At 68.7% G+C, this 17,341-nt stretch carries 19 protein-coding genes; 14 read left to right on the forward strand and 5 right to left on the reverse strand.

Going from position 1 to position 17,341, the window contains the following annotated elements:
- From UK23_RS26165 to UK23_RS26180, 4 genes are all read left to right on the forward strand, one after another.
- Positions 1-823: aminotransferase class V-fold PLP-dependent enzyme (locus tag UK23_RS26165; RefSeq protein ID WP_045314293.1), on the forward strand; the 823-nt coding region annotated here is incomplete at its 5' end.
- Positions 824-846: 23 nt separating this feature from the next.
- Positions 847-1,677: a signal peptidase II gene (lspA, locus tag UK23_RS53950; RefSeq protein WP_231114670.1), complete on the forward strand. Its 831-nt coding sequence runs from the start codon at positions 847-849 to the stop codon at positions 1,675-1,677.
- A 41-nt stretch (positions 1,678-1,718) separates the two neighbouring features.
- Positions 1,719-2,603, forward strand: coding sequence for an RluA family pseudouridine synthase (locus tag UK23_RS26175; RefSeq protein ID WP_045314321.1), 885 nt, complete (start codon positions 1,719-1,721; stop codon positions 2,601-2,603).
- A 73-nt stretch (positions 2,604-2,676) separates the two neighbouring features.
- On the forward strand, positions 2,677-3,282 hold the full coding sequence (locus UK23_RS26180) for an NAD(P)-dependent oxidoreductase (RefSeq protein WP_045314294.1): 606 nt from the start codon (positions 2,677-2,679) through the stop codon (positions 3,280-3,282).
- On the opposite strand, the gene UK23_RS26185 is transcribed toward UK23_RS26180, so the two are convergent.
- The gene (locus tag UK23_RS26185; protein ID WP_045314295.1) at positions 3,271-4,170 is read right to left on the reverse strand and encodes a LysR family transcriptional regulator; all 900 of its coding nucleotides are present in this window, start codon (positions 4,168-4,170) and stop codon (positions 3,271-3,273) included. The genes UK23_RS26180 and UK23_RS26185 overlap by 12 nt on opposite strands.
- Before the next feature lie 14 nt (positions 4,171-4,184).
- Here UK23_RS26185 and UK23_RS26190 point away from each other — a divergent pair, with 14 nt between their 5' ends.
- Positions 4,185-4,967 (forward strand): inositol monophosphatase family protein, encoded by a 783-nt coding sequence (locus UK23_RS26190; protein ID WP_045314296.1) that lies wholly within the window; start codon positions 4,185-4,187, stop codon positions 4,965-4,967.
- On the opposite strand, the gene UK23_RS26195 is transcribed toward UK23_RS26190, so the two are convergent.
- Positions 4,948-5,697, reverse strand: coding sequence for an SDR family oxidoreductase (locus tag UK23_RS26195; RefSeq protein WP_045314297.1), 750 nt, complete (start codon positions 5,695-5,697; stop codon positions 4,948-4,950). The two genes, UK23_RS26190 and UK23_RS26195, sit on opposite strands and share 20 nt — an antisense overlap.
- Entirely contained in the window at positions 5,694-6,089 is a 396-nt protein-coding gene (locus UK23_RS26200; protein ID WP_045314322.1) for a nuclear transport factor 2 family protein, read from the reverse strand. The genes UK23_RS26195 and UK23_RS26200 overlap by 4 nt, the downstream gene beginning before the upstream one ends.
- 58 nt (positions 6,090-6,147) lie before the next feature.
- Here UK23_RS26200 and UK23_RS26205 point away from each other — a divergent pair, with 58 nt between their 5' ends.
- Positions 6,148-6,768, forward strand: a complete 621-nt coding sequence (locus UK23_RS26205; protein ID WP_052685057.1) for a TetR/AcrR family transcriptional regulator — start codon at positions 6,148-6,150, stop codon at positions 6,766-6,768.
- Here UK23_RS26205 and UK23_RS26210 read toward each other — a convergent pair.
- A complete protein-coding gene (locus tag UK23_RS26210) occupies positions 6,765-7,616 on the reverse strand; it encodes an AsnC family transcriptional regulator (RefSeq protein ID WP_045314299.1) in 852 nt (283 codons plus the stop codon). The two genes, UK23_RS26205 and UK23_RS26210, sit on opposite strands and share 4 nt — an antisense overlap.
- 243 nt (positions 7,617-7,859) lie before the next feature.
- Here UK23_RS26210 and dnaE point away from each other — a divergent pair, with 243 nt between their 5' ends.
- Genes dnaE through UK23_RS26230 form a run of 4 tightly spaced genes read left to right on the forward strand, consistent with a single transcriptional unit; the run spans position 7,860 to position 14,413 of the window.
- Positions 7,860-11,372: a DNA polymerase III subunit alpha gene (gene dnaE, locus UK23_RS26215; RefSeq protein WP_045314323.1), complete on the forward strand. Its 3,513-nt coding sequence runs from the start codon at positions 7,860-7,862 to the stop codon at positions 11,370-11,372.
- Between the two features lie 54 nt (positions 11,373-11,426).
- Positions 11,427-12,632 carry a cytochrome P450 family protein gene (locus UK23_RS26220; protein WP_045314300.1) on the forward strand — a complete coding sequence of 402 codons (1,206 nt, stop codon included), beginning with the start codon at positions 11,427-11,429 and terminating at the stop codon, positions 12,630-12,632.
- 10 nt (positions 12,633-12,642) lie between these two features.
- Positions 12,643-13,899, forward strand: coding sequence for an adenosylmethionine--8-amino-7-oxononanoate transaminase (locus UK23_RS26225; RefSeq protein ID WP_045314301.1), 1,257 nt, complete (start codon positions 12,643-12,645; stop codon positions 13,897-13,899).
- A 10-nt stretch (positions 13,900-13,909) separates the two neighbouring features.
- On the forward strand, positions 13,910-14,413 hold the full coding sequence (locus UK23_RS26230) for an RICIN domain-containing protein (RefSeq protein ID WP_082114990.1): 504 nt from the start codon (positions 13,910-13,912) through the stop codon (positions 14,411-14,413).
- On the opposite strand, the gene UK23_RS26235 is transcribed toward UK23_RS26230, so the two are convergent.
- Positions 14,410-14,655: a glutaredoxin family protein gene (locus UK23_RS26235; RefSeq protein WP_045314324.1), complete on the reverse strand. Its 246-nt coding sequence runs from the start codon at positions 14,653-14,655 to the stop codon at positions 14,410-14,412. The genes UK23_RS26230 and UK23_RS26235 overlap by 4 nt on opposite strands.
- A gap of 36 nt (positions 14,656-14,691) precedes the next feature.
- On the opposite strand from UK23_RS26235, the gene bioD reads away from it, so the two are divergent.
- From bioD to UK23_RS26255, 4 genes are all read left to right on the forward strand, one after another.
- Positions 14,692-15,411 carry a dethiobiotin synthase gene (bioD, locus tag UK23_RS26240; protein WP_045314303.1) on the forward strand — a complete coding sequence of 240 codons (720 nt, stop codon included), beginning with the start codon at positions 14,692-14,694 and terminating at the stop codon, positions 15,409-15,411.
- A gap of 70 nt (positions 15,412-15,481) precedes the next feature.
- The gene (gene bioB, locus UK23_RS26245) at positions 15,482-16,498 is read left to right on the forward strand and encodes a biotin synthase BioB (protein ID WP_045314304.1); all 1,017 of its coding nucleotides are present in this window, start codon (positions 15,482-15,484) and stop codon (positions 16,496-16,498) included.
- An 8-nt stretch (positions 16,499-16,506) separates the two neighbouring features.
- Positions 16,507-16,695 carry a hypothetical protein gene (locus UK23_RS26250; RefSeq protein WP_045314325.1) on the forward strand — a complete coding sequence of 63 codons (189 nt, stop codon included), beginning with the start codon at positions 16,507-16,509 and terminating at the stop codon, positions 16,693-16,695.
- A 25-nt stretch (positions 16,696-16,720) separates the two neighbouring features.
- Positions 16,721-17,311, forward strand: a complete 591-nt coding sequence (locus tag UK23_RS26255; protein WP_045314305.1) for a DUF2567 domain-containing protein — start codon at positions 16,721-16,723, stop codon at positions 17,309-17,311.
- Positions 17,312-17,341: the final 30 nt, after the last annotated feature.

Raw genomic sequence — 17,341 nt, forward strand, 5'->3', positions numbered from 1 at the left:
CACCGGGGCGTCCAACGTCACGGGGGAGCTGTGGCCGGTCGCGGAGCTCGCGAAGGTCGCCCGCAGGCACGGCGCGCGCATCGCGCTCGACGCCGCGCAGCTCGCCCCGCACCGCCCGATCGACGCGCGTGAGCTGGGCGTCGACTACATCGCGTTCTCCGGCCACAAGATCTACGCGCCGTTCGGTGCCGGTGTGCTCGTCGGCCGTTCGGACTGGCTGCAGCAGGCCCAGCCGTACCTGGTGGGCGGTGGCGCGACGGCGAAGGTGACCGACCACGGCGACCGCCTCGGCGTCGCGTGGTCCGCGGTACCGGAGCGGCACGAGGCCGGCAGCCCGAACGTCGTCGGCGTGCACGCGCTGGCGTCGGCCTGCGAGATCCTGTCGCGGCACTGGGAGCAGACGATCGCGCACGAGCAGGAGCTGCTCACGCGCTTGTACGACGGCCTGCGCACGATCCCGGGCTTCCGCGAGCTGTCGATCCTGACCGACGCGGACAAGGTGGGCGTCGTGAGCTTCACGATCTCCGGCTTCGACGCGGGCTTCCTCGCGGCGGCGCTGTCGGCCGAGTACGGCATCGGCGTGCGTGACGGAGCGTTCTGCGCGCACGTGATCGTCGGGCGGCTCGTCAAGCAGGCCGGATCGCACGAGGAGCGCGCCGTGCGCGCGTCGATCGGCCTGGGTACGACCGCCGAGCACGTGGACCGTTTGGTGGCGGCGTTGCGCACTCTCGTCACCGAGGGTCCGAAGTGGACCTACACGCAGCGCGACGGCCGCTGGGTGCCCGAGGACGACAGCCGAACCCTGCCGCCGTTCCTCGCGTAGTCCCGGTAGTGGACAATGACCTGGTGAGTGACGAGTCCAAGGCCGCCGACGAGGTCGCTGAGAAGCCTGCGGAAAAGCAGGTCAGCGAGTCGAAGCCGGTCGCGGATCGGAAGTCGAACGAGTTCGTCGGGGTCGATCTCGCCGATGACGATGACGATGACGACACCGGCGCTGAGGCCGACACCGACACCGAGGCCGTGGCTGTTGTCGCGGTCGTGGTCGAGGAGACGCCGGCCTCTGAAACGGACGCGGCGACGGACGCCGAGAAACCTGCCGAGCGGGTCGTCTCCTCCGACGACGTCGTCGAGCCGGAGTTCTCGATCACCGGTTCGCTGCCGGAGCCGCGGACCAAGATCCTCGCGATCCTGGCGGCAGGCGTGCTGGCCCTGGACGTCCTCACCAAAGTCCTGTCCGTGGCGTTCCTCGAGGGTGCCGACCCGATCAAGCTGTTCGGCGGCGTGCTCTACCTGACGTTCGTCCGCAACCCCGGCGCCGCGTTCGGCATGGCCGAGGGCATGACGTGGATCCTGGCGCTCATCGCGCTGGGCGTCGCCGGGTTCATCCTCTGGATCTCGCGCAACCTCCGCTCCCAGCCGTGGGCCGTCGGCCTCGGGCTGGTGCTGGGCGGCGCCGTCGGCAACCTCGCCGACCGCCTGTTCCGGGAGCCGGGGCCGATGCGCGGTCACGTGGTGGACTTCCTGTCGCTTTTCGACCCGTTCGGCCGAGTGTGGCCGGTGTTCAACGTCGCCGACATGGCGATCGTCTGCGGTGGTGTGACGATCGTGGTGCTGGCGCTCATGCAGCACGACTACGACGGGACGGTTCACAAAGAGGAAAAGAAGGTCGACGCGTGAGCGGTTATCGAACGCTGCCGATTCCCGATGGGCTGGACGGCATGCGTGTTGACGCGGGCCTCGCCAAGTTGCTCGGGTTGTCCCGCACCGTGGTGGCGTCGATCGCCGACGCCGACGACGTGCTGATCGACGGCCGCGTCGTCGGGAAGTCGGATCGGCTGACCGCCGGTGCGATGCTGGAGATCACGCTGCCGGCCCCGCCTCAGCCGATCACGGTGCAGGCGATCCCGGTCGAGGGCTTGATCATCATTCACGAGGATGACGACATCATCGTGGTGGACAAGCCGGTCGGGGTGGCCGTGCACCCGTCGCCTGGCTGGACCGGGCCGACCGTGGTGGGTGGTCTGGCCGCTGCCGGGCGCCGCATCGCGACCTCCGGTGCCGCGGAACGGCAGGGCGTCGTGCATCGGCTCGACGTCGGCACCACGGGCGTGATGGTGGTGGCGAAGTCCGAGTCGGCGTACTCGGCTTTGAAGCACGCCTTCAAAGAGCGGACCGTGGACAAGGTCTACCACGCGATCGTCCAGGGCCACCCGGACCCGATCAAGGGCACCATCGACGCGCCGATCGACCGGCACCCCAAGCACGACTACAAGTTCGCGGTGATGAACTCCGGCAAGCCGTCCATCACGCACTACGAGGTGATGGAGGCGTTCCGGGCCGCCTCACTGGTCGAGGTTCACCTGGAGACCGGGCGCACCCACCAGATCCGCGTGCACTTCTCGGCTCTGCACCACCCTTGTGTGGGCGACCTGACGTACGGCGCCGACCCGACGCTGTCGAAGCGGCTCGGGGTCTCCCGGCAGTGGCTGCACGCGCGGCAGCTCGGGTTCCACCACCCGGCCGACGGCCAGTGGGTCACGTTCACGTCGGAGTACCCGGACGATCTGGCCTCGGCGCTGGAGAAGCTGCGCGAAGAGGGCTGATTGCGTCTGGGTAAATCACCGGTTGACGAGCTTTCATTTGATGTTAATCGGTGTCCTGCCTAGCGTTCTCGGCATGAACCTCATCGTTCTCGCCGCTTCCGGCCGTACCGGTCTCGCCCTCGCCCGCAAGGCGCTGGAACGCGGCCACGCGGTCACCGCGATCGCCAGGGATCCGGAGCGCATCGCCCTCGACCACGCGAACCTGCGCAAGGTCGCGGGCGACGTGACGGACCCCGCGAGCATCGCCGCGGTCGTCGACCCGGACTCCGTCGTCCTCTCCGGCCTCGGCACGGACGTGGCCGGAGTGCTGCTCGACGGCGCCAAGTCGGTGGTCGCCGCCGAACCGAAGCGGATCATCTGGCTCGGCGCGTACGGCACCGGAGCGTCTGCGGAGGCGGCGGGCGAGGGTGCCGGCGTGCTCCGGAAGTTCCTGGGTGACCGGATCCCGGACAAGATCGCGGCCGACGACACCGTCCTCGCCGCCGGGGGCACCGTCTTCCACGCCGGGGTCCTCAGCGACGAACCGGAGAGCCCGAGCCGGCGCACGGTCGGCCTGGACGCCGCGCCGCCGTTCGATCTCGCGGCGAAGGTCAGCCGCGACACCGTGGCCGCGGCCATGCTCGACGAGGCCGAGAACCCGCGCTTTCCCGGTGCCGTCGCCCTTCCGCTAGCGGGCTAGCGCCTCCGTGAGAGCGGCCCGCACCTGGTCGCGCAGCCACGCGTGGGCGAGGTCGGAGTCGTAGCGCTGGTGCCAGTTGCAGTTGATCGGCGCCTCCGGTGACTCGACCGGCAACGGCCGGGTGACGAGTCCGAACGCCTCGATCAGCGGACGGCAGAGGATCGTCGTGGTGGTGACCAGCGCGTCGCTCGCCGCCGCGATCTGCAGTGCGGTGTGGACGGTCGCCACGGCCGCGATCACCTTGCGCCGCAATCCTTCCGCCGCCAGCAGGTCGTCGATCGGGGCGGTCAGCCGGCCACGCCGGGAGACCAGCACGTGTGGTTGGGCCGCGTAGGACGGCAGGTCGAGGTGGTCGGTGCAGGGATGGTCCACGCGCATGACCACCGCGAGCGGATCGGTGCCGAGCGTCTCGGAGCGGAACTCCGGCAGGGCGGGACGGCCGCCGCCGAGCTCCAGGTCGACCCGGCCGTGCCTCAGGTCGTCGGTGTCGGCGGAGTTCTCGGCGAGCACCCGCAGCCGCACGCCGGGTGCCTGCTGCGCGATCCTGCCGACCAGCACGGGCACCAGCGACGAGGCGAGCGCGTCGTGGCACTGGACCGTGAAGGTGCGGTCCAGCTCGGCGAGGTCCAGCTCACGGCTCGGCGCGAGCACGGCGTTGGCCTGCCGCACCAGCCTGTTCACCTCTTCCCTGATCCCGAGCGCGTACGGCGTCGGCGTCATCGAGTGGCCTGTCCGCACCAGGATGTCGTCCCCGGTCACCTTCCTGATCCGCCCGAGCGTGCGGCTGACGGCGGGTGACGACAGGTGCAGCCGTTGTGCTGCACCCATCACGCTGCCCTCCTCGAGCAGGGCGTCCAGCACGGTCAACAGGTTCAGATCCGCTTGCATGACAGGAGAACATCATGGAGTTGCTCGCTTTCACCACCGCCGCCGTTCGCCGCGCCGGTGCGCGGATGCTGCGCAGGTACTCGACGGAGTCGCGCACGTCCGGCCTGGCCGAGCTCGTCGCGGCCGTCCGCGCCAACGACGAGGCCGTCGTCGACCTGTTGAAGCCGGAACTGGCCGAAATCCGCCCGAGCGCGAGCTGGCTCAACGACGAACACGGTTCCGGCCCGCTGGAACCAGGTGAGTGGTGGCTCGTCGACCCGGTGGGCGGCAACATGAACGCCGTCCACGGCATGACCGACTGGAACATCGGCGTCAGCCTCGTCCGCGACGGCCGCCCGGTGCTCGCGGTCGTGTACTTCCCGCCGTCCGACGAGATGTTCACCGCGGTCGAGGGCGGTGGCGCGTTCCTGAACGGTGTGCGGCTGAAGGTTTCACGCAAGACGTCGCTGGACGGCGCGCTGGCCGGCACCGGTCAGGCGCAGCCGGGTCAGGGGCCGGAGATGGCCGACCGGGTGGGCGCTTCCTACAGTGCGATGGCGAAAGAGGCTTTGTACGTCCGGATCTCCGTGCCGGTGACCCATCAGCTCGCACAGGTCGCGGCGGGGCGGATGGACCTGCACTGGCAGTACGACAACGTGCGCGCGCACGCGTCTGGTGTGCTGCTCGTCCAGGAGGCGGGCGGTGTCGTCACCGATCTCGACGGCAAGCCGTGGGAGCTGACGAGTCGTGAGTACCTGGCCGCTGCGCCGGGCGTGCACGCGGCGGCCCTGGAGGTACTCAGTCCCGGCTCCAAGTGAGGTCGATGGTGTCCATGGCGAGCGCGGCCTCCGCCTGTCGGGCGAGGGCAGGCGGGGCGACGCGGGCGAGCACCTTCAGCGCGAACGGCGGCACGTGTCGGGGAGCCTCCGGCCGCACCGTCGCGGCGAGCTGGTTGAACGTCAGGTTCTGCCCGCCGGCCTCCAGCACCTGACCGCGCAGGCTCCGGTCGATCACGGCCCGCTCGACGAGCGCGGCCACCTCGTCGACCGGCACGAAGTTGATCGGGTTGTCGCCCACGCCGAACACCAGCGGCCGCCGCGACCGGCCGAGCAGCTCGACCCACAGCTCGCGGAACGCCGTCGCGCGGACGACTGTCCACGGTATACCGCTTGCCCGCAGATGCTCTTCGGCTGCGCACTTCATGCGGTGCAGGAGCATCGGATGGTCCGCTGCCGCGCCCTGCACCGACAGCATCACCACGTCCGCGCCGGCGGCCTTCGCGGCGTCGACCAGGTTGGCGTTGCCGTCCCGGTCGACTGTCTGCGGTGTCCCGCCGCCCGGTCCCGCGAACCCGTGCACGGCGGAGACGACCACGTCGACCTGCCCGAACGCGAGCGGGCGCCGGACGTCTCCCACCAGCACCTCGGCCGGCAGCCCGGCGGCGCGGTCCGGATCCCTGGTCAGCACGGTCACCGGCAGTCCCCGGTCCGCCAGCCTGTGCACGACCAGCCTGCCGAGCCGCCCGGTACCGCCCGCCACGAGGATCACGACGTACCGCCGACCTGCCGGGCCAGCGCGGCGTCAATGCCGGGGCCACCGTGCTCGACCGGTTCGAGGTAGAACCGTCCCCACACCGCGCGATCGTCCTCGACACCGAAGATCACCACCCCGCGCATCAGGTGCGGTGAGCCGTCGGGGCGGGTGCCGCGGTGCTCCCACTCGCTCCACACGGTGTCCCCGTCGGTCGTGTGCCGCAGCACCTCGACCTCCAGGTCCGCGACCGCGGCGAAGATCCTTTCCCAGTTGCGCCGGACCTGGTCCTGACCGCGGAAGCCGCGCTCGGGATGCGCGGGCGTCTCGTTGACGTAGCCGGGGGCGAAGCAGTCGACGAGCGCGTCGAGGTCGCGCGCGTTGGCGGCCCGCTGGAGCCGTTCGATCATGGTGGCCACCTTCTCGACATATTCGGTACAGTCGCCTGTATTGAATATGGGAGCCCACATGTCGGAAGTCAAGCGTCGCTATGACTCGGGTGCGCGCAAACGTCAGGCGGAGGAGACGCGCGCGGCCGTGCTGGACGCGGCGCAGCGGTTGTTCCTGGCCAACGGCTACGCGGGCACGGCGATCGCCGACGTCGCCGCCGCGGCCGGGGTGTCGGTGGAGACTGTCTACAAACGATTCCGCGGCAAGGCGGGGCTGGTGCGCGCGTTGCGGGAACGGGCGCTCGCGGGCTCAGGACCGGTCCATGCCGAGCAGCGCTCCGACGCGTTGCGCGGCGAGGATCCGCACACGATCGTGCGCGGCTGGGGGTTGCTGGCCGCCGAGGTGGCGCCGCTGGTCGCGCCGATCCTGCTGCTGGTGCGCGACGGCGCCGTGCACGACCACGACCTGGCCCGGCTGCGCGACGAGCTGGACGACGACCGGTTGCGGCGCATGACGGACAACGCCCGCGCGCTGCACGAACGCGGTCATCTGCGTGTCTCGGTGGAGGAGGCCGCCGAGCTGTTGTGGACGTACACGGCGCCGGAGTTGTTCGAGCTGCTGGTGCTGCGGCGCGGGTGGCCGGCGGAGAGGTTCGGCGCGTTCGTGGCGGACGCGCTGGCCGCGGCCCTGCTCGGCTAGTCCTCGACGGTCCAGACCAGGGTGTTGATGTCCACCTCGGGCCGGACGCTCCAGCGGACCTGGATCACCTCGGTCGTGTCCGGCAGCACGAAGACCGTGTGCCCGCCCGCGGTCTCACCCGGCTGCGCACCCAGCTTGTGGGCCGGGCGCGAGGAGAGCGAGACCGGTGCCTTGGTGACCGTCTCGCCCGTCTTCGTGACCAGCACGAGGTACATGTCCGGCAGCGAGGTGTACGGGACCTGCGAGGTGTTGGTCACCTCGGTGTGGACGACCACGGCCCGTTCGCCCTCGGCCAGCTTGTAGCCCGCCGCGGTGAAGAGGAAGTCGGCCGGGTCCACGACCTCGACCAGCTGGATCGAGAGGCGGGCGCCTTCGAGGCTGTCGGCTTCCAGTGTGGAGCCGATCTTGCCGGTGCGCGAGAACGGCTTGGGCTGCGGCTGGTCCGCCCGCACCCAGCCCGCTGACTGAGGCGGGCCCCAGGTGGCCTGCGGTGCGGCCTGGGGCTGCGCGGCGAAGGGCTGGCTGGGCGGGTTCTGCGGCGCGTACGGGACCTGGTGCGGGCCGCTCACGTGGTGGGGGCCGCTCTGGTGCACCGAGTACGGACCGCTCGGCGGGCCGCCCACGTAGTTGCCGTAGGCCGCGGCGTTGGCCAGCGCCCGGCGGATGCCGTTGGGGTCGCATTCGACGCCGACGAGCAGGGGGAGGCCACTGCCGGAGAGGGTGATCAGGCGCATGGCGGCCTCGCGCGGATCCATGCCCAGACGCTGGGCGATCTCGTGCACGGCGGCACGGCCCGACTCGGCTAGAACGGCGAGCAGGCGAGCGTCTACGGGATCAGGGGCCACCACGAAATGAACGCTACCTGGCGTCTGGTGGGGTCGCGTCACTGCGTACCTGATCGAGATCAACGTGTGCGCCACCAGAAGGTTCGGCAACTCTCGCGTGGCGGTTGCACCAGCGGCTCGCAGGGCCTGTAGGGTTGACCGGCGCAGGACGTGACAGTCCCTTGTTCGCGCTAAAACGCTTGCTACACAAGGGGGTTGCCCGTGGTGGACTCGTTTGTGCACCTGCACGTGCACACCGAGTACTCGATGCTCGACGGTGCGGCCAAAGTGGCTCCGCTGTTCGAGGAGGCCGAGCGGCTCGGCATGACCGCTGTCGGCATGAGCGACCACGGCAACATGTACGGGTCCGACGAGTTCTACCAAACGGCGACGAAGACCGGCATCAAGCCGATCATCGGCATCGAGGCGTATCTCGCGCCGCACAACCGCCTGCACAAGAAGCCGGTCTTCTGGGGCGACCCGGGCCAGCGCGGCGACGACATCTCCGGTGCCGGTGCCTATACGCACATGACGATGTGGGCGCGCAACGCCGACGGGTTGCGGAACCTGTTCCGGCTGCACACCGAGGCGAGCAAGACGGGCTACTACTACAAGCCCCGCATGGACCGCGAGCTCGTCGCGCAGCACGCCGACGGCATCATCGCGACGACCGGCTGCCCGTCCGGCGAGGTGCAGACCCGGCTGCGGCTCGGCCAGGTCGACGAGGCGTTCCAGGCCGCGTCCGACTACCAGGACATCTTCGGCAAGGAGAACTTCTTCCTGGAGCTGATGGACCACGGCCTCGAGATCGAGCGCCGGGTCCGCGAGGGCCTGCTGGAGATCAGCAAGAAGCTCGGCATCCCGCCGCTCGCGACGAACGACAGCCACTACGTCACCAAGGACCAGGCGGACACGCACTCCGCGTTGCTCTGCGTGCAGTCCGGCAAGATGCTCACCGACCCGAACCGGTTCAAGTTCGACGGCGACGGTTACTACCTGAAGTCGTCCGAGGAGATGCGGCAGATCTGGAAGGACCTGCCGGAGGCGTGCGACAACACGCTGCTCGTCGCGTCCATGGTCGAGTCGTACGACGACATCTGGAGCATCAAGGACCGGATCCCGAACTTCGAGGTACCCGAGGGCGAGACCCAGGCTTCCTGGTTCCGCAAGGAGATCCAGCGCGGTCTCGAGTGGCGGTTCCGCGGCTCCCAGGTCCCGGACGAGTACATCAAGCGCTGCGACTTCGAGGCCCAGGTCATCATCGACAAGGGCTTCCCGGCGTACTTCCTCATCGTCGCCGACCTCATCAACTACGCCCGCAGCGTCGGCATCCGTGTCGGCCCCGGCCGTGGTTCCGCGGCAGGTGCGGCCGTGTCGTGGGCGATGGGCATCACGAACATCGACCCGATCCCGCACGGTCTGCTGTTCGAGCGGTTCCTGAACCCCGAGCGCACCGCCATGCCCGACATCGACATCGACTTCGACGACCGCCGTCGTGGCGAGATGATCCGGTACGCCAGCGAGAAGTACGGTGCGGACAAGGTCGCCCAGGTGATCACGTTCGGCACCATCAAGACCAAGGCCGCGCTGAAGGACTCGGCGCGCGTCCACCACGGTCAGCCGGGCTTCGCGATCGCCGACAAGATCTCCAAGGCGCTGCCGCCGCCGATCATGGCGAAGGACATCCCGCTCAACGGCATCATCAACAAGAGCCACCCGCGCTACGGCGAGGCCGCCGAGGTCCGCTCGCTGCTGGAAACCGACGTGCAGGTGAAGGAGATCTTCGACACCGCGCTCGGTCTCGAGGGCCTGATCCGCAACGCCGGTGTGCACGCGTGCGCGGTCATCATGTCGAAGGACCCGCTGTCCGACTCCATCCCGCTCTGGTACCGCGACGACGGCTCGTTCATCACCGGCTGGGACTACCCGTCGTGCGAGAACATCGGCCTGCTGAAGATGGACTTCCTCGGGCTGCGCAACCTCACCGTCATGGGCGACGCCATCGAGAACATCGAGGCGAACCGCGGCAAGGACGCGGTGCCGGACTTCGACACGCTGCCGATGGACGACCCGGAGACGTACGCGCTGCTCGGCCGCGGTGACACGCTCGGCGTGTTCCAGCTGGACGGTGGCCCGATGCGCGACCTGCTGCGCCGCATGCAGCCGACGTCGTTCGAGGACATCGTCGCGGTCGGCGCGCTGTACCGCCCCGGTCCGATGGGTGTGAACGCGCACAACGACTACGCGGACCGCAAGAACGGCCGCCAGGAAGTCAAGCCGATCCACCCGCAGCTCGAGGAACCGCTCAAGGAGATCCTCGGCGAGACGCACGGTCTGATCGTCTACCAAGAGCAGATCATGTTCATCGCCCAGGAGGTCGCGGGCTACTCGATGGGTCGAGCGGACGTGCTCCGCAAGGCCATGGGCAAGAAGAAGGCCGAGGTTCTGGCCAAGGAGTTCGAGGGCTTCCAGGCCGGTATGCGGGCCGACCCGCGCGGCTTCTCCGACGAGGCGATCAAGGCGCTGTGGGACACGATCCTCCCGTTCGCCGGCTACGCGTTCAACAAGTCGCACGCGGCCGCGTACGGCCTGATCTCGTACTGGACGGCGTACCTCAAGGCGAACTTCCGCGCCGAGTACATGGCCGCACTGCTCACGTCGGTCGGTGACAACAAGGACAAGTCCGCGGTCTACCTGGCCGAGTGCCGCCGCCTCGGCATCAAGGTGCTCCCGCCGGACGTCAACGAGTCGGCGCTGCGCTTCGGTGCGGTCGGCACCGACATCCGCTTCGGTCTCGGCGCGGTCCGCAACGTCGGCGCGAACGTCGTCGAGTCGATCATCAAGACGCGCAAGGAGAAGGGCAACTACACGTCCTTCACGGACTTCATGGACAAGTCCGAGCTCGTCGCGTGCAACAAGCGCGTGATCGAGTCGCTGATCAAGGCGGGCGCGTTCGACTCGTTCGGCCACACCCGCCTGTCGCTGATCCAGGTGCACGAGGACGCGGTCGACGCGGTCGTCCCGATCAAGCGCAAGGAAGCGGAAGGCCAGTTCGACCTGTTCGGTGCCGACAGCGGCGACGAACCGGACGACAGCGCCTCCCCGCTGGCGCACCTCAAGTTCGGCACGGACGAGTACCAGCGCAAGCAGATGCTGAGCCTCGAGAAGGAGATGCTCGGCCTGTACGTGTCGTCGCACCCGCTCGACGGTGCCGAGCGGATCCTGCGGAAGTACGCGCCCCGGCCGATCGCGGTCGTGCTCGACGACCCGCCCAAGGAAGGCGAGCTGATCGTCTCGGGCATGATCTCGTCGATCGAGCGCCGGGTGAACAAGAACGGTCTGCCGTGGGCGATCACGGTCATCGAGGACCTGGACGCGTCCATCGAGGTGCTGTTCTTCCCGAAGTCCTACGAGGTGCTGCGCGACGATCTGGAGCTCGACTCCGCCGTGTGCGTGAAGGGGCGGGTGAACTGGCGCGAGGACAAGATGGCGATCTTCGGCGACGGTGTCGTCCCGCTCGACATCAGCGACGCGGAGGCGAACCCCGGCGCGGATCCGCCCCTCGTCCTGGGGCTGCACACCAAGACGTTGACGCCGGAGCTGATCGAGGAACTGAAGATCGTCTTCAAGTCGCACGAGGGTCAGGTCGCGGTGCACCTGGAGGTGCAGAAGCGCGACAAGTCGAAGGAGCTGCTGGTGGTGGACAACTACCGGGTCCAGCCGACGCCGTCGCTCTTCGGTGACCTCAAGACGATCCGCGGTGTGACGATCCAACGCTGAGGATCGCTCGAGAAATAGTGGCGAGAGATGAGTTAACGGGGTTAACTGGGTGAGGTGACGACACTCACCCAGTTGCCCGCCGACTACATCCAGAAGCCGCACGAAGTGCACGACATGCTGCGTGCCGAGGGGCCCGTGCAGGAAGTCCGCCTGCCGCGTGGGCTCAAGGTCTGGCTCGTGACTCGGTACGACGAGGCGAAGATCGCCCTCACCGACCCCCGGATCAGCAAGAACGTTCACGAGGGCGGCCACCTCTTCGACGTGCACGCGCCGGCCAACGCGGGACGCCGCGACTTCAACCCGGCGCTGTCGGAACACATGCTCAACATGGACGCGCCCGGCCACACCCGGCTGCGCAAGCTCGTGAACAAGGCGTTCACCGCCCGCCGGATCGAGCTGATGCGGCCGCGCATCAACGAGATCGCGGCCGAGCTGATCGCCAAGCTGAACGACGGCGACGAGGTCGACCTGCTGGAGACGTTCGCGTTCCCGCTGCCGATCACGGTGATCTGCGAGCTGCTCGGCATCCCGATCGACAACCGCGACGAGTTCCGCGAGTGGTCGAACACGCTGCTGTCGTTCGGCTCGAACGAGGACATCGTGCACGCCTCGGGTGCGATGTTCGCGTTCCTCTCCGGCCACGTCGAGAAGGTCGCCGCGCAGGAGCCGGACGACACGTTCTTCTCCGCGCTCGTGCACGCCGACGACTCCGGCGACCGGCTCAACACCCAAGAGCTGGTGTCGATGGCGTTCCTGCTGCTCGTGGCCGGCCACGAGACGACGGTGAACCTCATCGGCAACGCGGTGCTGTCGCTGCTGCGCAACCCGGACCAGATGCAGATCCTGCGCGAGCGTCCCGAGCTGATCCCGGCCAGCGGTGAGGAGTTCCTGCGGCTGGAGGGTCCGGTCAACATCGCGACGTTCCGCTACACCAAGGAACCGATCGAGCTCGGCGGCGTCACGATCCCCGAGAACGAGCTCGTCATGGTGTCGCTGGTCGCCGCGAACCGCGACCCGGAGCGCTACCCCGATGCGGACAAGCTCGACGTGACGCGGTCCGCGCAGGGGCACGTCGCGTTCGGGCACGGCATCCACTTCTGCCTGGGTGCGCCGCTGGCCCGGCTGGAGTTCGACGTGGCTCTCACGCAGCTGCTGGCGCGGTTCCCGAACCTGCAGCTCGCCGCCGAGCCGGAGACGCTGGTGTGGCGGGACAGCACCTTGATCCGCGGTCTGCACACGCTGCCCGTTCGTCTCGCTTAACCTTCGGCAGGTGGACGACCTGCTGAAGCTCGACCAGGCGCACGTCTGGCACCCGTACGGCCCGATGCCGGGCACCCAGGAACCGCTGCTCGTCGAGTCCGCGGAGGGTGTCCGGCTCACGCTCGCGGACGGCCGGGAGCTCGTCGACGGCATGTCGTCCTGGTGGGCGGCCATCCACGGCTACCGCCACCCGGTGCTCGACGCGGCCGTCACCGGCCAGCTCGGCCGGATGAGCCACGTGATGTTCGGCGGGCTCACGCACGAGCCCGCGATCCGGCTCTCCGCGAAACTCGTGGAGATCACCCCGGAGCCGTTGCAACACGTGTTCCTGTGCGACTCCGGCTCGGTGTCGGTCGAAGTCGCGGTCAAGATGTGCATGCAGTACTGGCGTTCGCAGGGCAGGCCGGAGAAGAGCCGGTTGCTCACGTGGCGCGGCGGCTACCACGGCGACACGTTCAACCCGATGTCCGTGTGCGATCCCGAAGGCGGTATGCATTCGCTTTGGCGTGGAATCCTGCCGGTTCAGGTTTTTGCAGACAGTCCACCGGCTGAATTGGACACCGCATACGTTCAGCACCTCGCCGACCTGATCGAGCAGCACGCGCACGAGCTCGCCGCGATCATCGTCGAGCCGGTCGTGCAGGGTGCGGGCGGTATGCGGTTCCACGATCCGCGCTACCTGCACGTGCTGCGGGAGCTGGCGTATACGAACGACGTTCTACTCGTGTTCGACGAGATCGCGACCGGCTTCGGGCGCACCGGCGAGCTCTTCGGCGCCGACCACGCGAACGTCAGCCCGGACGTGATGTGCCTCGGCAAGTCGCTGACCGGCGGCTACCTGTCGATGGCCGCCACCCTGTGCACGTCGCGCATGGCGGACGGGATCAGCAAGGGCGAGGTGCCGGTCCTCGCGCACGGACCGACGTTCATGGGCAACCCGCTCGCGTCGGCGGTGTCACTGGCGTCGATCGACCTGCTGCTGTCCCAGAACTGGAAGCGCGAGGTCGCCCGGATCGAGAACGGCCTGAAGAACGGCCTGGCGCCCGCTCGCGAGCTGCCGACCGTCAAGGACGTGCGGGTGCTCGGTGCCATCGGTGTCGTGCACCTGCATGAGCCCGTGGACATGGCACGAGCCACCAAAGCGGCGGTCGACAACGGGGTGTGGCTGCGGCCGTTCCGCGACCTGATCTACACGATGCCGCCGTTCATCAGCACAGACGACGACATTGCCCGCATAACGGCAGCGGTGGTCGCCGCCGCCCGATAGCTTTTGCATCATGGGGAGATTGATCGCCGCGCTCAGCGCGGTCGTACTGGGGGTACTGGGGACCACGGGAGCGGCGCACGCGGCCGGCGAACCGTGGCTGTCATCGGGGCTTTGGGGAAGCGGTAGCGGTTACTCCACGATCCGCTTCGCCGGCACCGACAAGTGCTTCGACGCGGCACTCGAGGACATCGGCGAGGACGGCGGCAAGGTCCAGATCTGGACCTGCGGCCTCGGTGGTGACGAGCAGTTGTGGGCGCCGGAGTACCACGAGGAGTGGGGCGGAACCGTCGTCCGCAACAAGGCGAACGGCAAGTGTCTCGACGTCGCGCTCGAGGAGATCGACCTCGAAGGCGGCAAGGTGCAGCTCTACGAGTGCACCGGCAACATCGAGCAGCTCTGGAGGTTCGACACGCACTCCGGAGACCTGTTCCTGGAGTCCAAGGCCGTGAAGGGCCGGTTCGGGGCGCCGAGCCTGACCGACGGCGCCCAGATCGGGCTGTACCAGAAGAGCTAGTCCACCTTGATCGCCGCGGCGAGTTCCGAGTCGGAGGGCTCGACGAGGAACTCGCCGCCCGGCAGCACCACGACGGGGATCTGCTTGCGGCCCGAGATCTCGATCGCCCGGTCGCGCGCCTCGTCGTCGTTCTCCACGTCGACGTAGGTGAACGGCACGTTGTTGCGGGTCAGCCACGACTTGGCCCGGCGGCAGTCACCACACCATTCGGCGCCGTACATCACGATCGGCTCGTCACTCATGCTGTCACCGTAGGTCACGGCCTAGGGTGAGTGCCTGTGAGCGTGCTGGTGATCACCGGAACCGGGACCGAGGTCGGCAAGACCGCGGTCACTGCGGGCATAGCGGCGCTGGCCAGGGCAGAAGGCAGACGGGTCGCGGTGCTGAAACCCGCGCAGACCGGCCTGCTGCCCGGCGAGCCGGGCGACGTCGCCGAGGTGGCGCGGCTGGCGGGCGACGTGACGACCCGCGAGCTGGCCAGATACCCCGACCCGCTGGCGCCCGACACCGCGGCCAGACGGGCGGGCATGGCCACCGTGCACCCCGCGGACGTCGCCAAAGCCGTCACCGAGCTCGACGAGACCCACGACCTGGTGCTGGTCGAGGGCGCGGGCGGGCTGCTGGTCCGGTTCGACGAGGGCGGATCCACCCTGGCGGACATCGCGTGGGCGGTGAACGCGCCCGTGCTGATCGTGGCTCAGGCAGGACTCGGGACGCTCAACACGACTGCTCTGACGGCCGAGGCGCTGCAGCGGCGCGGCATCGAGTCGCTCGGTGTCGTGGTCGGCAGCTGGCCGTTGCACCCCGATCTCGCCTCCCTCACCAACCTGGCCGATCTGCCTCAGGCGGCGGCCGGCCCGTTGCTCGGCGCACTGCCTCAAGGTGTGACAAAGCTCGGTTCTGTGGATTTCCTGGCGGTCGCCAAGAGATCGTTTTCACCGTGGTTCGGGGGCGAGTTCGACCCGGAGACGTTCGCGGCTCAGTTCGCGGTCCAGTGACCTACGTCGCTCCACGATGAAGGATTCAGTGAGGCATAGTGCTCGCCAGGCCACAGGAGGAGGAGAGACCGTGACCGCAGCTCCGGAACAGATCGACGTGCTCGACGAGGCTCGTGAGCAGGTGCTCGAACGAGGAGTCGGACTGTCCGAGGCGCAGGTCCTCAAAGTCCTCGAACTGCCCGAGGACCGGATCCCCGATCTGCTGGCCCTGGCGCACCAGGTGCGTGAGCGCTGGTGCGGCCCGGAGGTCGAGGTCGAGGGCATCGTCTCGCTGAAGACCGGCGGCTGCCCCGAGGACTGCCACTTCTGCTCGCAGTCGGGCCAGTTCCCGTCACCGGTGCGAAGCGCGTGGCTGGACATCCCCGGTCTCGTGCGCGCTGCCCGGCAGACCCGCGACACCGGCGCGACCGAGTTCTGCATCGTCGCGGCCGTGCGCGGACCGGACAAGCGGCTGCTCTCGCAGGTGCGCGACGGCATCAAGGCCATCCGCGAGGACGGCAACGACATCCAGATCGCCTGCTCGCTGGGCATGCTCACGCAGGAGCAGGTCGACGAGCTCGTGGCGATGGGTGTGCACCGCTACAACCACAACCTCGAGACGGCCCGCTCGCACTTCCCCGAGGTCGTGACCACGCACTCCTGGGAGGAGCGCTGGGACACGCTGCGGATGATCCGCGACGCCGGCATGGAGGTCTGCTGCGGCGGCATCATCGGCATGGGCGAGACGCTGGCCCAGCGCGCGGAGTTCGCCGTGCAGCTGGCCGAGCTGGAGCCGGACGAGGTTCCGCTGAACTTCCTCATCCCGAACCCCGGCACGCCGTACGAGAACTACCCGGTCGTCGAGGGCGCAGAGGCGCTGCGGACGGTCGGCGCGTTCCGGCTGGCCCTGCCGCGCACGATCCTGCGGTTCGCCGGCGGCCGTGAGCTGACGTTCGGCGACCTGGGCGCGAAGCAGGGCATGCTCGGCGGCATCAACGCGATCATCGTCGGCAACTACCTGACGAACCTCGGCCGCCCGGCCCAGCAGGACCTCGACATGCTCGAGGAGCTGTCCATGCCCATCAAGGCGCTGAACCAGACCCTGTGACCGATCTGATGACGTACTGCTCTTTCTGCGGCAAAGAGGAAGCTGACGGCGACCACGCGTTCTGCCGTCAGCGCCTGTCGATGATCGACCCGCCGCGCTACTGCTCGGAGTGTGCTCGCCGGATGGTCGTCCAGGTGACCCCGGACGGCTGGGCGGCGCGCTGCAGCCGCCACGGCGAGATCACTTCACGCCCCTGACAGATGCGGTAGTAACCTCTCGCGAATGGACGAGAAAGCTGCCCCGGTTCGCATCGAACCCCTGCCGGAGCCGCCGTACGTCTACCACTACATCCGGCCCCGGCCGAAGGTCGTGGTGAAGCGGGATCTGCTGCCGGGCCTGGTGGTGCTGCTGACGACGTTCGCGTTCGGGCTGCCCGCCGGATACCTGTGGTCGTGGCTCGCCCCGGCGCAGCTCAAGATCGTCTCGCCGAACGACAACAAGTTCTACCCGATCGGTGTCGAGAGCTACCACCGGCTCGACGCGCTCATGGTTTTCGTGCTGATCGGTCTCGGCGCTGGTGCGATCACCGGCATCGCGGTGTGGCTGCTGCGGCAACGGCGCGGGCCGGTCGTGATGCTGGCGATGACGGCGGGGTCGTTCGCGGCGGCATGGTTCTCCCAGTACCTGGGTGGGAACGTGGCTGCGGGCGCGTACCCCATGCCGTCGACGATCAAGCCCGGCGACACGCTGCTCGTGGCGCCGTCGCTGGAGACGTGGTGGGGGATTCTGGCGTGGCCTCTCGCGGCCGCGCTGGCCTACGGTTGCTGCGTGGCCTGGAACGGCCTGGACGACCTGGGGCGGCGCCTCGGCTAAAAGACGAGGCACCGCACTGTGACATTTCCT

This window comes from Lentzea aerocolonigenes, from assembly GCF_000955955.1.
Taxonomy (GTDB): domain Bacteria; phylum Actinomycetota; class Actinomycetes; order Mycobacteriales; family Pseudonocardiaceae; genus Lentzea; species Lentzea aerocolonigenes_A.